The organism is Companilactobacillus kimchii DSM 13961 = JCM 10707, assembly GCF_001435445.1.
In the GTDB taxonomy this organism is placed as follows: domain Bacteria; phylum Bacillota; class Bacilli; order Lactobacillales; family Lactobacillaceae; genus Companilactobacillus; species Companilactobacillus kimchii.
Genome location: NZ_AZDH01000001.1, coordinates 152463 through 169523, shown reverse-complemented (window position 1 = coordinate 169523; position 17061 = coordinate 152463). Strand labels below are relative to the sequence as shown.

General features: G+C 35.1%; 20 protein-coding genes. 15 read left to right on the top strand and 5 right to left on the bottom strand.

Features of this window, described 5'->3' with window-relative positions:
- Positions 1-56: 56 nt before the first annotated feature.
- Positions 57-734, bottom strand: coding sequence for a type 1 glutamine amidotransferase (locus tag FC97_RS00790; protein WP_054642711.1), 678 nt, complete (start codon positions 732-734; stop codon positions 57-59).
- A 77-nt stretch (positions 735-811) separates the two neighbouring features.
- On the opposite strand from FC97_RS00790, the gene FC97_RS00785 reads away from it, so the two are divergent.
- Entirely contained in the window at positions 812-2134 is a 1323-nt protein-coding gene (locus FC97_RS00785; protein WP_054642766.1) for a C1 family peptidase, read from the top strand.
- Between the two features lie 67 nt (positions 2135-2201).
- On the opposite strand, the gene FC97_RS00780 is transcribed toward FC97_RS00785, so the two are convergent.
- Positions 2202-2861: an EAL domain-containing protein gene (locus FC97_RS00780; RefSeq protein ID WP_056967635.1), complete on the bottom strand. Its 660-nt coding sequence runs from the start codon at positions 2859-2861 to the stop codon at positions 2202-2204.
- Positions 2862-3047: 186 nt separating this feature from the next.
- Between FC97_RS00780 and FC97_RS00775 the strand changes: the two genes are divergently transcribed.
- Together FC97_RS00775 and FC97_RS00770 are read left to right on the top strand one after the other, a co-directional pair.
- The gene (locus FC97_RS00775) at positions 3048-3782 is read left to right on the top strand and encodes a MerR family transcriptional regulator (RefSeq protein ID WP_054642710.1); all 735 of its coding nucleotides are present in this window, start codon (positions 3048-3050) and stop codon (positions 3780-3782) included.
- A gap of 69 nt (positions 3783-3851) precedes the next feature.
- Complete coding sequence (locus FC97_RS00770; protein ID WP_054642709.1) at positions 3852-4307, top strand: CopY/TcrY family copper transport repressor; 456 nt, start codon at positions 3852-3854, stop codon at positions 4305-4307.
- Between the two features lie 115 nt (positions 4308-4422).
- Here the strand turns inward: FC97_RS00770 and FC97_RS00765 are convergent, their stop codons facing one another.
- Positions 4423-4929, bottom strand: a complete 507-nt coding sequence (locus tag FC97_RS00765) for a GNAT family N-acetyltransferase (protein WP_054642708.1) — start codon at positions 4927-4929, stop codon at positions 4423-4425.
- Between the two features lie 12 nt (positions 4930-4941).
- Positions 4942-5376, bottom strand: a complete 435-nt coding sequence (locus FC97_RS00760) for a GNAT family N-acetyltransferase (protein ID WP_054642707.1) — start codon at positions 5374-5376, stop codon at positions 4942-4944.
- Positions 5377-5536: 160 nt separating this feature from the next.
- Between FC97_RS00760 and rsmG the strand changes: the two genes are divergently transcribed.
- The 6 genes from rsmG (at position 5537) to FC97_RS00730 (ending at position 10159) form a co-directional block, all read left to right on the top strand.
- Entirely contained in the window at positions 5537-6262 is a 726-nt protein-coding gene (gene rsmG / locus FC97_RS00755; RefSeq protein ID WP_054642706.1) for a 16S rRNA (guanine(527)-N(7))-methyltransferase RsmG, read from the top strand.
- A 128-nt stretch (positions 6263-6390) separates the two neighbouring features.
- Positions 6391-7167 carry a ParA family protein gene (locus tag FC97_RS00750; RefSeq protein WP_054642705.1) on the top strand — a complete coding sequence of 259 codons (777 nt, stop codon included), beginning with the start codon at positions 6391-6393 and terminating at the stop codon, positions 7165-7167.
- Positions 7148-8017 (top strand): ParB/RepB/Spo0J family partition protein, encoded by an 870-nt coding sequence (locus tag FC97_RS00745; RefSeq protein WP_054642704.1) that lies wholly within the window; start codon positions 7148-7150, stop codon positions 8015-8017. Before FC97_RS00750 ends, FC97_RS00745 begins: the two co-directional genes overlap by 20 nt.
- A gap of 9 nt (positions 8018-8026) precedes the next feature.
- A complete protein-coding gene (locus FC97_RS00740) occupies positions 8027-8290 on the top strand; it encodes a DUF951 domain-containing protein (RefSeq protein ID WP_025085435.1) in 264 nt (87 codons plus the stop codon).
- 3 nt (positions 8291-8293) lie between these two features.
- Positions 8294-9397, top strand: a complete 1104-nt coding sequence (ychF, locus tag FC97_RS00735) for a redox-regulated ATPase YchF (protein ID WP_054642703.1) — start codon at positions 8294-8296, stop codon at positions 9395-9397.
- Positions 9398-9412: 15 nt separating this feature from the next.
- Entirely contained in the window at positions 9413-10159 is a 747-nt protein-coding gene (locus tag FC97_RS00730; protein ID WP_025085437.1) for a DUF1129 family protein, read from the top strand.
- Positions 10160-10390: 231 nt separating this feature from the next.
- Here FC97_RS00730 and FC97_RS00725 read toward each other — a convergent pair whose 3' ends face one another.
- Positions 10391-10588 carry a hypothetical protein gene (locus FC97_RS00725; RefSeq protein ID WP_054642702.1) on the bottom strand — a complete coding sequence of 66 codons (198 nt, stop codon included), beginning with the start codon at positions 10586-10588 and terminating at the stop codon, positions 10391-10393.
- A gap of 105 nt (positions 10589-10693) precedes the next feature.
- Between FC97_RS00725 and FC97_RS00720 the strand changes: the two genes are divergently transcribed.
- The 6 genes from FC97_RS00720 (at position 10694) to FC97_RS00695 (ending at position 16946) form a co-directional block, all read left to right on the top strand.
- A complete protein-coding gene (locus FC97_RS00720) occupies positions 10694-11380 on the top strand; it encodes a response regulator transcription factor (protein WP_025085439.1) in 687 nt (228 codons plus the stop codon).
- 2 nt (positions 11381-11382) lie between these two features.
- Complete coding sequence (locus FC97_RS00715) at positions 11383-12474, top strand: sensor histidine kinase (protein ID WP_082397515.1); 1092 nt, start codon at positions 11383-11385, stop codon at positions 12472-12474.
- A 23-nt stretch (positions 12475-12497) separates the two neighbouring features.
- Positions 12498-13742 carry a D-alanyl-D-alanine carboxypeptidase family protein gene (locus tag FC97_RS00710; protein ID WP_054642700.1) on the top strand — a complete coding sequence of 415 codons (1245 nt, stop codon included), beginning with the start codon at positions 12498-12500 and terminating at the stop codon, positions 13740-13742.
- A gap of 14 nt (positions 13743-13756) precedes the next feature.
- Positions 13757-15286: a UDP-N-acetylmuramoyl-L-alanyl-D-glutamate--2,6-diaminopimelate ligase gene (locus FC97_RS00705; RefSeq protein ID WP_054642765.1), complete on the top strand. Its 1530-nt coding sequence runs from the start codon at positions 13757-13759 to the stop codon at positions 15284-15286.
- A 4-nt stretch (positions 15287-15290) separates the two neighbouring features.
- Positions 15291-16031: an aspartate/glutamate racemase family protein gene (locus tag FC97_RS00700; protein WP_054642699.1), complete on the top strand. Its 741-nt coding sequence runs from the start codon at positions 15291-15293 to the stop codon at positions 16029-16031.
- Positions 16032-16331: 300 nt separating this feature from the next.
- A complete protein-coding gene (locus FC97_RS00695) occupies positions 16332-16946 on the top strand; it encodes a hypothetical protein (protein WP_054642698.1) in 615 nt (204 codons plus the stop codon).
- Positions 16947-17061 lie beyond the last annotated feature (115 nt).

Below are 17061 nucleotides of genomic sequence, written 5' to 3'. Positions count from 1 at the left end.
TTAGGATGACGCGTGGTTTACCGTCTCTAAATAGATGCTGTATTTGTATTTCCAAATTATTTATTACTTACAGCTGCCATGCGTTCTTTATGAGCTTGAACGATCTTATCTGCAATGGCACGGGCAACATTTTCGTTCTTTAAAATTGGTCCGTGTGAGTAACTGCCGATAACGTTCTTATAACGCATACCTTCTTGCTTGTCATCAGGATTATTACCGTAACCTTCAATCATTGTTCCGAAAGGTTTAAGCATTTTCTTATCATCAAAGTAGGTACGACCACTGTGATTCTCAAAGGCTTTTACAGTACCCCATTCAGTCTTATACTCTGTATCGCCGATCATACGACTGTCAGCCTTGAAAACAGTGTGTAAGGGAAGGATATCGAGACATTGGATAGTCTTGCCACCACTTGTTTCATAGTATTTACCAAGGAATTGGTAACCGCCACAGATGCAAAGCATTGGTTTGTCGTCTTCAATATAGTCTTTGATGGTTTGACGATGTCTTTGTAAGTCAGTTGCGACAACTGATTGTTCGAAATCTTGACCACCGCCAAAGAAAAGAAAGTCGTAGTCAAAGGCATTAAAGTCCATATCCAAACTGATGTTATCAACTTGAGCGTCATAACCTTGTTCTTTAAGAAGAAAGCTGAGGATTTTAACATCTCCGCTGTCTCCATAAGTATTCATTAAATCTTCGTATAAGTAAGCAATTTTAATAGTTTCAGACATAATTTCTCCAATTTAGATTAGAAACATTGTAATTTAGTTAAATAATTGTAATATAGTTTAGTAACGAGGTGATGGAATTGACAAAAGAAATCAATAAAGAGATTTTAGCAGATTTTAACAAGAACTTAAATCAAGATGCAAGTAATAATGTTTTGAAGAACTCTGTAGCACAAGTTGGAATTTTCAAAGCTTCAGAAGATCCAGAGGTAAAAACTAAGTTGAATCCATCGTTTAATATCATGGTCAACTCAGGAAAAGTCTCTAATCAGAAGCAATCCGGACGTTGCTGGCTATTTGCTGCACTTAATACTTTAAGAACAGAATTTGCTTTACGAAACAATATGAAAGATTTTGAATTATCTCAAAATTATTTATCATTTTGGGATCGACTAGAAAAATCTAATGCCTTTTATCAAGAGGTTCTAGAATCAGCCGATTTACCAATTGAAGATCGTCAAGTAAATGATGTCTTCAGTGGCCCTAATGGTGATGGTGGTTTTTGGAGTTCCGCTGCTAACTTGATTAGTAAGTATGGTGTAGTGCCTAACTACGTTATGCCGGAAACTGCTGTTTCAGAAAATACACGTGAATTTGACGCTGTTCTTAATAAACTATTGCGTAAAAATGGAATTGAACTACGTCAATTAGTTAAGGATGGAGCTGCTCAAGCAGATATTGATAAACGCGTCAACGAAATGTTGTCAGAGGTTTACAAGATTTGTGTCTACTCATTCGGCTTGCCACCAAAGAGTTTTGAACTATCATTGCAAACTGATAATGATAAGTTGATTGAAGAAGAAAGCATTACACCAAAACAATTCTTCAATAACTACTTTACAACTAACTTGGATGATTATGTGACAATTGAGAATTCTCCTCAAAAGAGTAAAGAATATCATCAAGTTTATTCAATTAAGAATCAAAATAACGTTATTGGCGGTAAAGAGCATGTCTTCTTGAACTTGCCAATGGAACGTCTTGAGGAATTAACTATTCAGCAATTGAAGAATAATCAATTGGTTTGGTTCGGTAATGATGTTTTGAAGCAATCAGATCGTAAGAATGGTTACTTATTGGGTGACCTTTATCAATATGATGAATTATTTGGTATGGACAGTCAAATTGAAAAGGGACTTGCTCTTGATTACGGAGAAGCTGAGGTTTCTCACGCAATGACTATCACCGGTGTTAACATTTTGCATGGTCAACCTAATCGTTGGAAGGTTGAAAACTCATGGGGAGAAGATAACGGTGTTCATGGTTATTATTTGATGGATGAAAAATGGTTCAAGGATAATACTTATGAAGTCGTTATTAACAAGAAATATTTAAACGATGAAGAATTAGCTGAGCTCAATCAAGAACCAATTGTTCTACCTTCATGGGATGCTTTGTCATAGTAGAGCAGAATAAAATAGCCTCAATAACTCAATTTTGAGTTATCGGGGCTATTATTTTTTAATGTAATTAAACCATTGCGGGTTTGCCATAAAGATACCCTTGTTGAATGTCGATACCGTATTTTTTAGCTAAAACTTGATCCTTATAATCTTCGACGCCTTCGATAACCATATCTAAGCAATACTTTTCAGCTTGATTAACCCAAAAATCAAGATATTTAGGAATTAATTCAGAATGTCCACTCATGCGAAAGTTTTGCATAGCAAATTTAATTCGATCAACATATGGTAAAGCTGGTTTAATATTTTCGTAAGTATTAGAGCCAGTCCCGACATCATCGATGACTAAAGAGATACTATTTTGATGTAATAGTGAACTCAATTCTTTAACCTTATCTAAAGGAACTGCTTCAGTTAGTTCAATTGTGAGTGAAACAGGAGCAATTTTTTTTTTCAAAGAAATAATTTCATCAATTGTTGTCGGATCATTAGTTTGGTCGTGATTTAAATTGAAGGAAATCATCCGATCGTCTTTGCCAGTATTCTTTTCTAAAGATTTAACAGTTTCTTCAAGCAACTTGGTTTGCTGTTCAATTGAAAGTTCCGTAAAGTCTTCTGGTAGATGCCAAGAACCGTTGTCTTCTCTACGTAGAAGGACCTCATAACCGAAAACTGAATCATTATCTTTATTTATCTGTGGCTGAACAAAAAAACTATATTTCGTAATTTTTTCCTCCTTTTTAAATAAATTTATTTGTGTTTACTACCTATCGGCCTATTTTATGACTTTTTGAAAATTAAGGCAATTAATCAGCTACTCGTGTAACGCCGTTATAAAATAAAAAAGAGGAAATACTTGCTAATAACCTTAGGTAATAAGGTAAAAAGTAATTATAGAAAGAGGTGAAAATCTATGTCAGAATATACAACTGGTGAGTTGGCCAAATTGGCTTCAGTTTCTGTCCGAACACTACAATATTACGATAAAAAGAACTTATTAAAACCTAGTAAAGTTGCTGAAAGTGGTCGCAGAATATATACCGATATGGATTTGAGTAGATTAAAATTAATTCTCTTATTGAAAAAATTAGGTTTGTCACTGAAGGCAATTGCCGAAATCTTAAATAGTAAGAATTCGATTGTAGTTTTGAATTTACTTTTAGAGCAGCAGCAAAGGGTTATAAAAGATACTTTGAGAGATTCTCGTGAACAATTAAGGACTATTGAAGAATTAAGGAGAAATTTACCTCAAATCGATCAGATATCATTAAATACGATTGATGACATAGAAGATGTTATGAAGAACAAAAAAGAGTTGCGTAAGGTTCATTTACGAATGGTCTTATATGGGATTCCTTTCAACATTTTGGAATATGGTACTTTGGCTTGGGGAATAATTAAAGGACAGTGGTGGCCGTTTTTAATAGCAATTATTCTTCTAATCGTCTGTGCTACTTTGGTAACTAGATATTATTTTCAAAAGACTAATTATATTTGTCCCAACTGTGGAGCTGAATTTAAACCAAGCATGAAAGAAGCCTTTTGGGCTAAACATAATATCAGAGCACGTAAATTAACTTGTCCAGTCTGCGGTAAGAAGGATTATTGTGTGGAAGTTTATGACGAAGGACAACTAAATAAATCCTGAATTCAAAAATATTCACAATCTGGTCAACGTTATGTTATATAATTAATTTGTTAAGAGAGGAAGATTTTGATGGATACTGTGGCAGCAAAGAAAGAACAGAAAAAAGTTGAAATTTCTTCAGCGGAATGGCAAATTATGCGTATCGTGTGGACTTTAAAACACGTGACTAGTACGGAAATTATCAATCTGATGCAACAAAAACAGGATTGGTCTGACTCAACAATTAAAACGTTGATAACTAGATTGACTAAAAAAGAATTTCTCAGTCGTAAAAAAGTAAATGGTCGTTATATTTATTCAACAACTGTTTCTGAACAAGAGACGATGGATGAATATGCTAATAGCTTATTTAATGATTTCTGTGCCCATAAGACGGGTTCAGTTTTAAATGAATTGATCGACTCATTAGATATTAGTAAGAACGATATTGAGTCATTACAGAAAACGCTGGATAATAAATTAAAAACAGCACCGGAGAAGGTAAATTGTGATTGCCTACCCGATGGCTGTGAGCATATGTGCTAAGGATGAGTTATAATTAAGTTCCTTGGCAGGGGCAAATGAAGCGACCACTTGTTGGATACTTCATTGAGTCAAAAAAGGCGATACATTTCACGGATGTGATTTGTATCGCCTTTTTCTATAGATTCAACTCCATAATTAGATCTTTTTGCAGCAAGCCATTCAATGAGAAATTACGACTAGTAGTTTTTTGAAAACCAAATTGTTTGTAAAAATGAAGCACTGAATCATCATGTTCCCAAACGCGACTCCAGATGCGATGCTGATGAAGTTTTCTAGCCTTCTGTAATGTAAAGTCTAGTAATTGTGTTTCCAAGCCAATATACTCAAAGTCTTTACGTAAATAGAATCGATCAATTTCTAAAGTTTTAATTGCAAAATTAAGTTTAAGATAACCAGCTAATTTGTGATTATAGTAAATAAAATAGAACTTAGATTTGGGATTAATCATTTCTCGTGCTAATTGTCCGTAATTGTAATTTTTAAAAGTATAGTTGGAAAAATCTTTGGACGCTTTGAAATGACGAAAACTATCATTAAAAGTTTCGACACTTAACTTTTGTAATTTGGGTAATTCTGCGTAATCGATTTCTTCAATATTTATTGGTAAAGCAGTTAAATTCATCACGATCACCTCTTAATTAGTTTCCAAAAGCATGTCTAAATGAGGAATATTGTCTTCCAAGTAAATTGTGGAAATAGCTTTGAATCCAAAACTTTCATAAAATTTCTGCAAATAGGCTTGAGCTTGGATTTGAATCGGCTGGGTAGGAAATCTCTTTTTAATTTCGTCAATTGTAGCTTGAACGATTTGACGACCAAGGCCGTTTTTACGATAACTTTTAACCACAAGGACACGACCAAAAGTTATGTAATTCCCTTTATCGATAATTCTAGTGTATGCCTTAAGAGTATTGTTCTCTATTAAGCAAACATGTAGATCGCCGAAATCGTTAGTGTCAACTTCTTGATAGGGACAATTTTGTTCAACGACGAAAACGGCTACTCGTTGTTTGAAGATTTCAATCAGTTCTTTTGGTTTCAATTCATTTGTGTGTTTGATGATTATCATGAGTTACTCCCGAAGATTTAAGTTAGATTTAGTATATATTCATATTGTTGCAAATACAACTATATTTTGATTAGACTTATTGAACTCATCATTGAATTAAGTGTCGCATTAATATACGATTAGAGGGTGTGAAACACTGTTTCACGAGTGGAGGTATTTAATGAAACCGGAAGAATTTTTTGAAGCTTTAGCCCAAAAGGGTATTGAATTGAGTGATGTTCAAAAGGAACAATTTGCGACTTATTTTCATGAACTAGTTGAGACTAATAAGGTAATGAATTTAACATCAATTACAGATGAAGACCAAGTCTATTTGAAACATTTTTATGATTCAATCGTACTCGGTTTTGTTGATGAAAAAATCTTAAATGAGGAATTAACATTATGTGATGTTGGATCTGGAGCAGGTTTTCCATCCTTACCACTAAAAATTATTAATCCTAAATTAAAAATTACAATCGTTGATTCATTGAATAAACGAATTAAGTTTTTAGAAGGATTAGTGAATAAGCTCCATTTAACTGATGTTAGTTTGGTTCATGGACGTGCCGAAGAAGTTGGTAAGAATCCTCAATTCCGTGAGAAATTTGATGTTGTGACAGCTCGAGCAGTAGCGGCTATGAATGTTTTGACAGAATTTTGTTTGCCGTTAGTAAAAATTGGTGGTCAATTCGTAGCTATGAAGTCTGAAAAGGCTCCTGAAGAAGTTAAGAATGCACAATATGCCATCGAAACTTTAGGCGGAGCAATTAAACAACAAGAATCAGTTGAATTGCCAAATGATGCTGGAATTCGTAATTTTATCTTTGTTGAAAAAATTTCTAAGACACCTAAAAAGTATCCTCGAAAGCCCGGTACTCCAGCTAAGAAACCGCTCGTGAAATAATTCCAAACTATTAAATAATATTGTAAAAATGATAAGATTATATAGTTATGGCAAAAGCGCCAAAAAGTGATTACCATAGATAATATTTTGTGAAATTGTTGAGCAATTTCTAGAGATAGGGGAATAAAATGGCACGAAAAATATCTGTTGCAAATCAAAAAGGTGGTGTCGGAAAAACCACAACCACCATCAATTTGGGAGCATGTTTAACTGATCTGGGCCAAAAGGTATTAATAGTAGATACTGATCCTCAAGGAAATGCCACTAGTGGCTTGGGAATCAAAAAGGCCAATGTGGAAAAAGATGTTTATGATGTTTTAGTTAATGAATATCCACTTAAAAAGACCATTATTCATACCAAACATAAGAATCTCGATATCGTGCCAGCCACAATCCAATTAGCTGGTGCGGAAATGGAACTAACTTCGATGATGGCTCGTGAAACTCGTTTACGTGCTGGACTTGCAGAAGTAGATGCTGATTATGACATTATTCTGATTGATTGTCCGCCTTCATTAGGTCAACTATCAACCAATGCCTTTACAGCCAGTGATTCAATTATTATTCCAGTTCAAAGTGAATATTATGCTTTGGAAGGATTAAGTCAGTTATTGAATACTATTCGCTTAGTTCAAAAGCACTTTAATACAAACCTAGCTATTGAAGGTGTTCTGATCACTATGCTAGATGCTAGAACTAATTTGGGTGCTCAAGTTGTAGATGAGGTGAAATCATATTTCGGCGATTCGGTTTATAAATCAATCGTACCTAGAAATACGCGCTTAGCTGAGGCTCCAAGTTATGGACTACCAATCGTTGATTTCGACGACAAGTCAAGAGGCACACAAGCTTATCGTGATCTTGCTAAGGAGGTGTTAAAGCGTAATGGCATCAAGCAAAAATAAAAAAGGTTTAGGAAGAGGAATTGACGCAATCTTCTCTGAATTCGAAGCGATCGATGAGAATAGTGAGACTGTAGTTGATCTATCAATTGATGATATTCGTCCTAATCCATATCAACCTAGAAAAACCTTCGATGAACATGCTTTAAATGAATTAGCTCGTTCAATCGAACAAAATGGTGTCTTTCAGCCTATCATCGTCCGTGAAAGTGTTAATGGTTTCGAAATCATTGCTGGTGAACGTCGTTTCAGAGCAAGCAAAATTGCTAAAAAGACCACTATTCCGGCAATTATTCGTCCTTTAAGTGAATCAGGAATGATGGAAATTGCTGTTCTGGAAAACTTACAACGTGAAGATTTAACACCGTTAGAAGAAGCTGATGCATATCAAACTTTGATAACAAAATTGAATCTAACACAAGAACAAGTTTCCCAAAGATTGGGCAAGAGTCGTCCTTATATCGCTAATTATCTACGTCTGTTGAATTTACCTGACGCAACTAAGAAATTAGTGCAGAACGGTAAATTATCAATGGGACAGGCTAGAACTTTGCTTAGTTTGAAAGATAAAGAACAGATTGATAAACTCGCTAAACGTGCAGTCGATGAGGATTTAACTGTTCGTCAATTGGAACAATTGGCTACTGAATCCAAACATGACAGTAAAAGAAAGAAACGAGTTGTTCAAAAATCACCATATATTAAAGCTACTGAAGAAAAATTAGTGGAAAGATTTGACACTCCTGTTGTTGTTAGAGAAAATCGGAGCGGTCATGGAAAACTGGAAATTGATTTCTCGAATACGGATGATTTGAACCGTATTTTAGACATATTAGGAATCCATTTAGATTAGAGGAATTGTATGTTTAAACTTGGAGATATTATCTTAATGAAAAAGCCTCATGCTTGTGGGGCTAACCGCTGGGAAGTAATCCGAATGGGTGCGGATATTAAAGTTAAGTGCTTAGGCTGTGGTCATATCGTTATGATTCCACGTGCTGAATTTAAAAAGAAATTCAAAAAAGTATTAACTCAAGCCGACCAGGTAAAAACGGAAAACGAGCAACATTATTTGACTAAAGATCAATTAATGCCACCTAATTTTATTAAAAGAAATGAGGAATAACTAATGGCTTTAACTGCCGGAATTGTAGGACTACCAAACGTTGGTAAGTCAACTTTATTTAACGCTATTACAAAGGCTGGTGCCGAAATGGCTAACTATCCTTTCGCAACAATCGACCCTAACGTGGGGATGGTTGAAGTACCAGATAAACGTCTATCAAGAATCGATTCTTTGATCCCTGCTAAAAAATTAATTCATACTACTTTTGAATTCACTGATATCGCTGGTATCGTTAAGGGTGCTAGTAAAGGTGAAGGACTTGGTAACAAGTTCTTGGAAAATATCAGACAAGTTGACGCTATCGTTCACGTTGTTCGTGCATTCGATGATGACGATATCACAAGTGTAACTGGTAAAGTTGATCCACTAGATGATATTGAAACAATTAATTTGGAATTAAGTATCGCTGATCTTGATAGTATCAATAAGCGTTACACAAGAGTTGAAAAAGCAGCTAAGAGTGCTAAAGATAAAGAAGCTCAAGCCGAATTTGCTGTTCTAGAAAAGATCAAGCCAGTACTTGAAAAAGGTGGAGCTGTTAGATCGATTGACTTCGATGAAGAAGAACAAAAGATTGTTAAGGGATTATTCCTATTAACATCAAAACCAGTTTTGTATGTTGCTAACATTGCTGAAGATGATATGGCCGACCCTGAAGGCTCAAAGTATTACAAGTTAATTGAAGACTATGCTAAGAAAGAAAATGCTCAAGTTATTGGTGTTTCAGCTAAGACTGAAGAAGAAATTGCTGAACTAGATGATGACGAAAGAAAAGAATTCCTTGAAGCTGAAGGTGTTACAGAATCAGGACTTGATAAATTGATCAGAGCTAGTTACAAGTTATTAGGTCTTAGAACATTCTTTACCGCAGGTGGTAAGGAAACACGCGCTTGGACTTTCCATGAAGGAATGAAAGCACCACAAGTTGCCGGAATCATTCATTCTGATTTTGAACGTGGATTTATTCGTGCCGAAGTAATGGCCTTTAGTGACCTAGACGAACTAGGTAGTGAAAAAGCTGTTAAGGAAGCCGGAAAATTACGTGTTGAAGGTAAGGATTACGAAGTTCAAGATGGTGATATTATCGAATTTCGTTTCAATGTCTAATCCAGGGGGAGCAAAATGTCAGAGGATTTAAGAGAAAAGAATAAAAAGGCTGCTGAAAAACAAAAAGTTGCATCAGCTAAAAATGAGAAAAAAGAAGAAGTCACAAGCCAAATTTACAGTGCAGACACTGATGATTTGAGTAAAAAGTTAAGTAACAAAAATGCAGAATACGTTTTTAAACTTAACAAACGCTTGCTTGACGATGGTTTCAAAGAAGAAGAAGCCAAAGAAGTTATCGATGGAATGTTACCTGAAATGATTGATAATCAGATTAAGGGAATTCCAGCTAATCAACTTTATGGACCAGTTACTCAAAAGGCTAAAGAGATTGCTCATCCAGTTAAAAAGCCAAAGAAAACACCATTCTGGGGACTATGGATCGATACAGCTTTGTTATTCTTTGCTTTGTTTGGATTGTTATACGGAGTCGTTGCATTGACATCGAAGAAGACAGATCCTAATAATCAAACAGGTATCTTAACATTGATCGTCTTGTCGTTAATGTGGGGTGCATTGTTAACCTGGTTCAACAACCAAATGAGAATGCCAAAATCAGAGAGACCTGGTTGGGGTAAAACAATTGGTTACTTGGCACTAGGATTAGTATTGATGTTTGTCTTCTTAGGAGCAATGGCATTTGTACCAACAACAATTAATCCAACACTTAATGCAGTAGGTTACTTTGTAGCTGCAGTAGTAGCATACGGTATCCGTTTTGCTTTCCGTCGTTACATGGGAATCAAAGAAAAGACATTTTTCTAGAGAGCGGAGCAAGGGCGTCCAGCCTCCGAGGGTTTGCTTAAGTAGTGGAATTGCACGCGTACTTGGCGTGTGATCCCACTACTGTAGCAAACCGAAAGAGGTTGTCCTTGCATAGCTCGGTTTCACTATTCAGCAAAGAACAGTGGTTATTCTAAATAGAAAATAAAAGTTATCTAAAAATAGGAATTCAAAATCAAAAAAATCTCTCAATCCTAATCGATTGAGAGATTTTTATTTAACTCGGAAAAACTGCACCAGACCATACAAACCATAACCACCAGCGGCAGCCTGCAAGATAGTCATCATCATACCGACTTTTTTGATGTTTAAGTTATGGTCAAAATGTAATTCATATTGAACGAATGCAATTACGGCAATTGAAAAAATGATAATCAAAATAAATTTTAAACGCTTTTTTAAATACTCCATAAAAACTCACTTTCACGGTCTAATTAGTAATCTAGTTCTATCTTATTGTATAATACTAACTAGTTGTATACTTGTAAATATATGTACGCTTGAGAGGTCTATTAGATGAAAATCTTAGTGGTTGATGATGATAAAGAGATTGTAGAACTACTTAGTATTTATATTAAAAATGAAGGTTATGATCCTGTGACGGCTAATTCTGGTCAGGAAGCTTTGGACCAATTGGCAGCTCATAGCGATATAGCGTTGATGGTTTTAGACATTATGATGCCTGGAATCGATGGTATTGAAGTCGTTAAACGTGTTCGTAAGAACTCCCAGATTCCGATTATTATCGTTTCCGCCAAAACGACTGATATGGATAAGATTCAAGGTCTTATCACAGGTGCTGATGATTATGTAACGAAGCCTTTCAATCCATTAGAGATAATGGCACGAATTCGTTCTTTATTACGTCGTAGCTCTCAACAGACAGCTAAGAATGTACCAGATAAATTAGAAGTAGGGCCAATTACTATTTATAAAGATTCACATGAGGTAGTAACTGATTCTAATCAAAAGGTGCAGTTAACGGCATTAGAATTTGGAGTGCTCTATTTATTAGCAAGCCATCCAAATCGTGTCTTTTCCGCGGATGAAATTTTTGAAAGAGTTTGGAAACAAGAAAGCGTCGTTTCGGCAAAAACCGTTATGGTTCATGTCAGTCATTTGCGCGATAAACTAGAAGAAGCAACTAATGGTGAAAAAGTTATTGAAACCGTTTGGGGCGTTGGCTACAAAGTGGAGGTTTGATTTTGAATAAAAGAATCAAACTGAATGTGAAAGAAAAAGGTGTCCTCCTTTTAGAAGGAATAGGCACCTTTCTTTTATTTCAGGTTATCAATATGATTTTAATAGGAGCTATCGGCAAGAACAGCTTTGTCGAAAATGTCAAAACTAATCTATCCAATCTTATCAGTGATAAACTTTGGATTTTAGTTTTGACCCTTTTGGTACAACTGATTTTAGCCGTTATGATGGCTTTGACTATGTATCATCGTCTTGAATTACATCAAGTTCAACAGATTTTACAACACAGCGCTACAGCTAATTTGCCAAAACCAATTGAAGTTAAGGTGAATCAGAATTTACAGGGAATCATTGATAATTATAATCTGCTAATTTCAAATATGAATCGTCGTTCCAAAGAACAGGAACAATCTGAGAAGAGTAAAGATGAACTGATCAGTAATGTCAGCCATGATATCAGAACACCTTTGACCTCAGTTATCGGCTATTTAGGATTAATTGAGAGTAAAAATTATAATGATTTAGGACAAATATTGAAGTATACCCATATTGCTTATAAGAAATCTTTAGAGATGCAGAATTTAGTCAATTCATTGTTTGAATTTGCTAACGTACAGCATGCAACGAGTCGTCTTAATATGACCCAATTCGATATGGCACAGATGTTGGATCAACTATCGGCAGATTTTGAATTGGAAGCTAACAAACGAGGAATGGAAATTATTGTTAATTCACATCCTGATAAAATTATGATGAAAGGCGATACCGAAAAATTAGGCCGAGTTTTCAATAATTTAATTATGAATGCCTTTAAATATGGTAAGGGAGCCACTCACATCTGGCTAACGGCCGAACAAAAGAAAAATGAAGTCGTTGTAACGGTAGCTAATAATGGTCCACTCATTCCTGAAGAATCTTTGAAGCATGTCTTTGACCGTTTCTATCGGGTTGAAGATTCACGATCTAAGAAGACTGGTGGAACTGGTCTAGGATTAGCAATTGCCCAAAGTATGGTGAAATTACACGGTGGGACAATAGCAGTTACATCTAACAAGGAAAAGACATCATTTATTAGTCATTTTCCAATTACTCAATAAAGATTGATTTGCGAGGTTTAATAATGAAAAAGTTTTTTAAAAAATTAACATTGATAATGTCATTAGTTATTTTGACATTACCTCTGTTTGCATCAACTGTTCAAGCTGATTCACAACCTAGTTTGGATTTAAATGCGACGGCCGGAATGGCTTTTGATGAAAATAGTGGTCAAGTTATTTACAGTAAGAACGCAAATCAAAAAGTTGCTATTGGTTCAATTACCAAAATAATTACTCTCTATTTAGTAACTAAGGCTTTAAAGGAAGGTCAAATTACTGAACAAGATACATTACAGCCTACTCAAGCACAGGCTGATATGACTAAGGATAATGAATTGACCAATGTCAAATTGGATGTTGGTCGTTCCTATACTGTTAAACAATTGTACGAGGCAGCGTGGATTGTTTCGTCTAACTCGGCGGCAATGATGTTAGCTGATAAGGTTGCTGGTAGCCAACAAGCTTTTGTCAAAATGATGAGAAAAACTTTAAAGGATTGGGGTATCAAGGATGCTGAAATTAACAATGTTTCGGGATTGAATAACTCTGATTTGGATTCCAGCATGTATCTCGGCAACGCCGATGGTGAAAATAAGCTATCGACTAATGATATTGGTGTAATCGTCAAGCACGTTTTGGACCAATATCCAGAAATTTTGAAAACGACCTCAATGGCTAAACTTGATTTTCCGGCTGACAATGAAACTAAAATTTATAATTCTTTAAATTTATTGTTAAAAGGACAACGCGATTATCAGGCTGGTTATGAATTTGATGGATTGAAGACAGGTACAACTAAGCAAGCCGGTGAATCCTTTGTGGGTACGTTACCTATGAATGGAACCCGGATTGTCACAATTGTGATGAACGCTCAGGGCGAAAGCAATGATGTTGATAAAAGATTCCGTAGTACACAGAAGTTAGCTCGCTATGTGAAAGATAGTTTTGAATACAAAGAAACCTTGAAAAAAGGCTCAGAAGTCACTATTAACAAAAAAAAGTATGAAATTAATCAATCTAGTTATATTTGGGTACCAAAGAATTTTAATGTTGAAAATTTAAGTTATAATGAAAGTAGTAACGACTTAGGTTTTGCTGCGAAACGTAATAAGCAAACGGTGAAATTAATTGCTGCTAATACTGCTAGTGGTTATCTTCCGTTTAAAAAGGCAGATGTTAAAAAAGTAATACACAAGAAGACTAGCCAGAAGTCTTGGTGGGATCAGATCGTTGAATTTTTTAATCATCTATGGAAACGTCTATTTTAGGAGCAGGTGAAAGAATGAGTTTGAAAATAAGTAAAGCTATTGAGATTTTGAAAAGTCATGACTTGCTAGTTTCTGATTCAGTAAGCGATGAAAATCTCGAAGTAACAAATATTAGTTACAATTCTAGAGAAGACCAAGCCAATGGAATTTTCTTCTGCAAGGGAAATCAATTCAAGGCAGAATATTTAGACCAAGCAATTAAGAATGGTGCCAAGATCTATGTTTCTGAAAAGGAATATAGCACTGACATTGATCGTTTAATCGTTAAGGATGCATCAAAGGCCTTGGCATTATTGAGTGCCGAATTTTATGGTAATCCTCAAAATGATTTGTTTATTGTCGCCTTCACGGGTACGAAAGGTAAGACAACAACTTCATATTTCACATATGATATTTTGAACAGTGCTTATCCTAAGAAGGTTGCATTGTTCTCAACCGTTGACAGAATCGTCGGACCAAATCCAAGTGATGAATTCAAATCAGATTTAACAACTCCCGAATCAATGGAATTATTCCATGATATGAGAAGAGCCGTCGATAATGGTATGAAATACTTGGTTATGGAAGTATCTTCACAGGCTTATAAGAAGAACCGTGTTTATGGTTTGAAGTTTGATATTGGTGGTTTCTTGAATATCACTCCAGATCATATTGGACCTAATGAACATCCAACTTATGCTGATTATTTAAATTGTAAAAAGCAATTGATGATCAACTCCAAAGTAAATATTATTAATCGTCAAACTAACGACTACGATACAGTTTTAGCCGCAGCCAAAGAGACAAGCGATGACAAAGATATTTACAGATTTGCCAAAGATGAAGTCGGTGACACTGATTTCAGTATTCGTAACAAAGAATCCAATTTAAATGATTCCGTCTTTACCTATACAGCTGAAAGTGACAAAGCTGAAGATTTACAAGACCATGGTGAATATACTTATGAATTAGGTCTTGTTGGTGACTTCAACGAGTTAAATGCTGGTGCTGCTATTACAGCGGCTAAAATTATGGGTATTGATAACGAGGTGATCGCTGAAAGTTTAAAAAAAGCGTTCGTCCCGGGGAGAATGGAACACATTAATACCAAGAACCACGGGACAATCTTTGTAGATTACGCCCACAACTATGCTAGTATGAACGCTCTATTGAGTTTTATAAAACGTGAATATCCTGAATCAAAGGTTAAAGTTGTAGTTGGTAGCCCTGGTGATAAAGGGGTTTCTAGACGTGCAGGCTTTGCTAGAGTTCTAACAGAACTAGCTGATTCAGCAATTTTGACAACAGACGATCCTGGATTTGAAGATCCAGCTAAAATTTGTAAGGAAATCGATGATCAAATTGATCACGAAAAAGTTCAAGTTAAGACGGTAATTGATCGTCAAGAAGCTATTCGTGAAATGATTGACTCAAGTAATGATGGAGATATCATTGTTCTTGCTGGAAAAGGTAATGATCCATATCAAAAGACTAAGGGTGTTGATGTACCTTATCCAAGTGATCCAGTTGTAGCTAAGAAAATTTTGAAGGATATCGAAGGTTAGAAATATGAAGAAATTCTTTACGGTAATTGGCGGCATGGGTAGCCTTGCCACTGAAAGCTATATACATTTATTAAATGAGAGGACACCTAGTAAGAAAGATCAAGATTACCTAGACTATATTTTGGTCAATCACTCAACTGTGCCTGATAGAACTGAACATATTTTAGATCACAATAAGCCTAGCTTTTTACCTCCATTGACAGAAGATATTAAACAACAGAGTTTATTGAAACCTGAATTTATGGTAATTATTTGTAATACAGCTCATTATTACTATAAAGAATTGCAGGCAGCAACTGATATTCCACTAATTCACATGCCACATATGGCTATCAGTGTGATGAAGAATAAATATCCTAAAGCTAAGCGAATCGGTTTGATTGCTACTAAGGGAACAATTGCTGATCATATCTATGAAGATGAAATTAAAAACGCTGGTTTTGAATTAAGCCTTGGTGATCAAGCGGTACAAGATGAAGTTGAAAGTTTGATTTATGATGATATTAAAATCAAAGGTAAGATGAATGCTCCAAAGTATCACAAGATCTTACAAACAATGCATGATAAATTTGATTGTGATGTAATCGTTTTGGGATGTACTGAGTTATCATATGCCCAAGAAAAGGCTCCAGATCATCCTTATCAAGTAATTGATGGACAAGGAATTATCGTTGATAAATCAATCGAACTTGGCCAAAAGATCCGTAATGGTGAAAAAATTGATTATACGAAGATTTATGGATAAAGAGAGCGGAATAAGCCCGCTTAGATTCTGAGCATTTGCAGGACTTTGCAAATTGACTGCGGAGCAGGCGGTTTGTGAAGTCAGGCAAAGCACAGGAATCTGGCTTATGCAGCTCGTTTCCACTATATTGCATAGAACATTGGTTATTTACCGTAAAATAATAGCCACAATAATCAAAAATCGATTATTGTGACTATTTTTCTGTCTAATTCTTACGGTTCGGTAATGTTTCTCGTGGAACATTGCAATAAAATGCGTCATTCCTATATAATAGCAAGTACAAGGAGGTACTTGTATATTATGTTTAAGAGATTATCGCTTTTTACAGTGATTTTGTCAGGGGTTCTATTAGCAGGTTGCAGTAGTCAACAAGCTACAAGTACAAAGTCAAACACTGGATCTGAACAAACAGAAAAAAGTACTAAAAAGTCAACTCCAGAGAAATCTGAGAAGTCTGACCAATCAAGTTCTACTTCGTCTTCATCAAATGATGATAACCAAGCAACTAATGATGATAATACTAACAGTGACAGCAACAGCAACAGTAATAACAATAATAATACTGGCACAACAAATAAGAACAATGATTCTACACAAATAAATCAAAGTTCAACAAAATCTGATAATAATAGCAACAGTACTGACACAAATAATAATCAATCATCACAAAATCAGAATACAGCACAATCATCACAAACAGGTGTTAATATTACGACGGCAGATCAAGCCACTTCTTTCTTAGCTGATAAGTTAAGCACAACGTATGATAAAGCTAATACACAATATGTTGCGAATGGTAAAGTTACTTGGAATAATGTTAATGGTTATCAAATAAATATTTATAGCAAGAATTCAGACTCTCCAGTGGGCAGTTACTTAGTACCAGCTAATGGTCAATATTTCCAAATTTGGTAATCTGAAATCACTTGCCTTTATAATAAGAATTAGTTATATTTTTCAGAGGTCAGGTCAAAACTATGTTTTGTTCAGGCCTCTGTTTTAGTTTGGCAATTATTTGAATAGAGGGAAA

Coding starts and splice junctions, on each gene's coding strand:
- FC97_RS00790 (WP_054642711.1), bottom strand. CDS start 734: ATGTCTGAAACTATTAAAATTGCTTACTTATACGAAGATTTAATGAAT.
- FC97_RS00775 (WP_054642710.1), top strand. CDS start 3,048: ATGTCAGAATATACAACTGGTGAGTTGGCCAAATTGGCTTCAGTTTCT.
- FC97_RS00770 (WP_054642709.1), top strand. CDS start 3,852: ATGGATACTGTGGCAGCAAAGAAAGAACAGAAAAAAGTTGAAATTTCT.
- FC97_RS00765 (WP_054642708.1), bottom strand. CDS start 4,929: ATGAATTTAACTGCTTTACCAATAAATATTGAAGAAATCGATTACGCA.
- FC97_RS00760 (WP_054642707.1), bottom strand. CDS start 5,376: ATGATAATCATCAAACACACAAATGAATTGAAACCAAAAGAACTGATT.
- rsmG (WP_054642706.1), top strand. CDS start 5,537: ATGAAACCGGAAGAATTTTTTGAAGCTTTAGCCCAAAAGGGTATTGAA.
- FC97_RS00750 (WP_054642705.1), top strand. CDS start 6,391: ATGGCACGAAAAATATCTGTTGCAAATCAAAAAGGTGGTGTCGGAAAA.
- FC97_RS00745 (WP_054642704.1), top strand. CDS start 7,148: ATGGCATCAAGCAAAAATAAAAAAGGTTTAGGAAGAGGAATTGACGCA.
- FC97_RS00740 (WP_025085435.1), top strand. CDS start 8,027: ATGTTTAAACTTGGAGATATTATCTTAATGAAAAAGCCTCATGCTTGT.
- ychF (WP_054642703.1), top strand. CDS start 8,294: ATGGCTTTAACTGCCGGAATTGTAGGACTACCAAACGTTGGTAAGTCA.
- FC97_RS00730 (WP_025085437.1), top strand. CDS start 9,413: ATGTCAGAGGATTTAAGAGAAAAGAATAAAAAGGCTGCTGAAAAACAA.
- FC97_RS00725 (WP_054642702.1), bottom strand. CDS start 10,588: ATGGAGTATTTAAAAAAGCGTTTAAAATTTATTTTGATTATCATTTTT.
- FC97_RS00720 (WP_025085439.1), top strand. CDS start 10,694: ATGAAAATCTTAGTGGTTGATGATGATAAAGAGATTGTAGAACTACTT.
- FC97_RS00710 (WP_054642700.1), top strand. CDS start 12,498: ATGAAAAAGTTTTTTAAAAAATTAACATTGATAATGTCATTAGTTATT.
- FC97_RS00705 (WP_054642765.1), top strand. CDS start 13,757: ATGAGTTTGAAAATAAGTAAAGCTATTGAGATTTTGAAAAGTCATGAC.
- FC97_RS00700 (WP_054642699.1), top strand. CDS start 15,291: ATGAAGAAATTCTTTACGGTAATTGGCGGCATGGGTAGCCTTGCCACT.
- FC97_RS00695 (WP_054642698.1), top strand. CDS start 16,332: ATGTTTAAGAGATTATCGCTTTTTACAGTGATTTTGTCAGGGGTTCTA.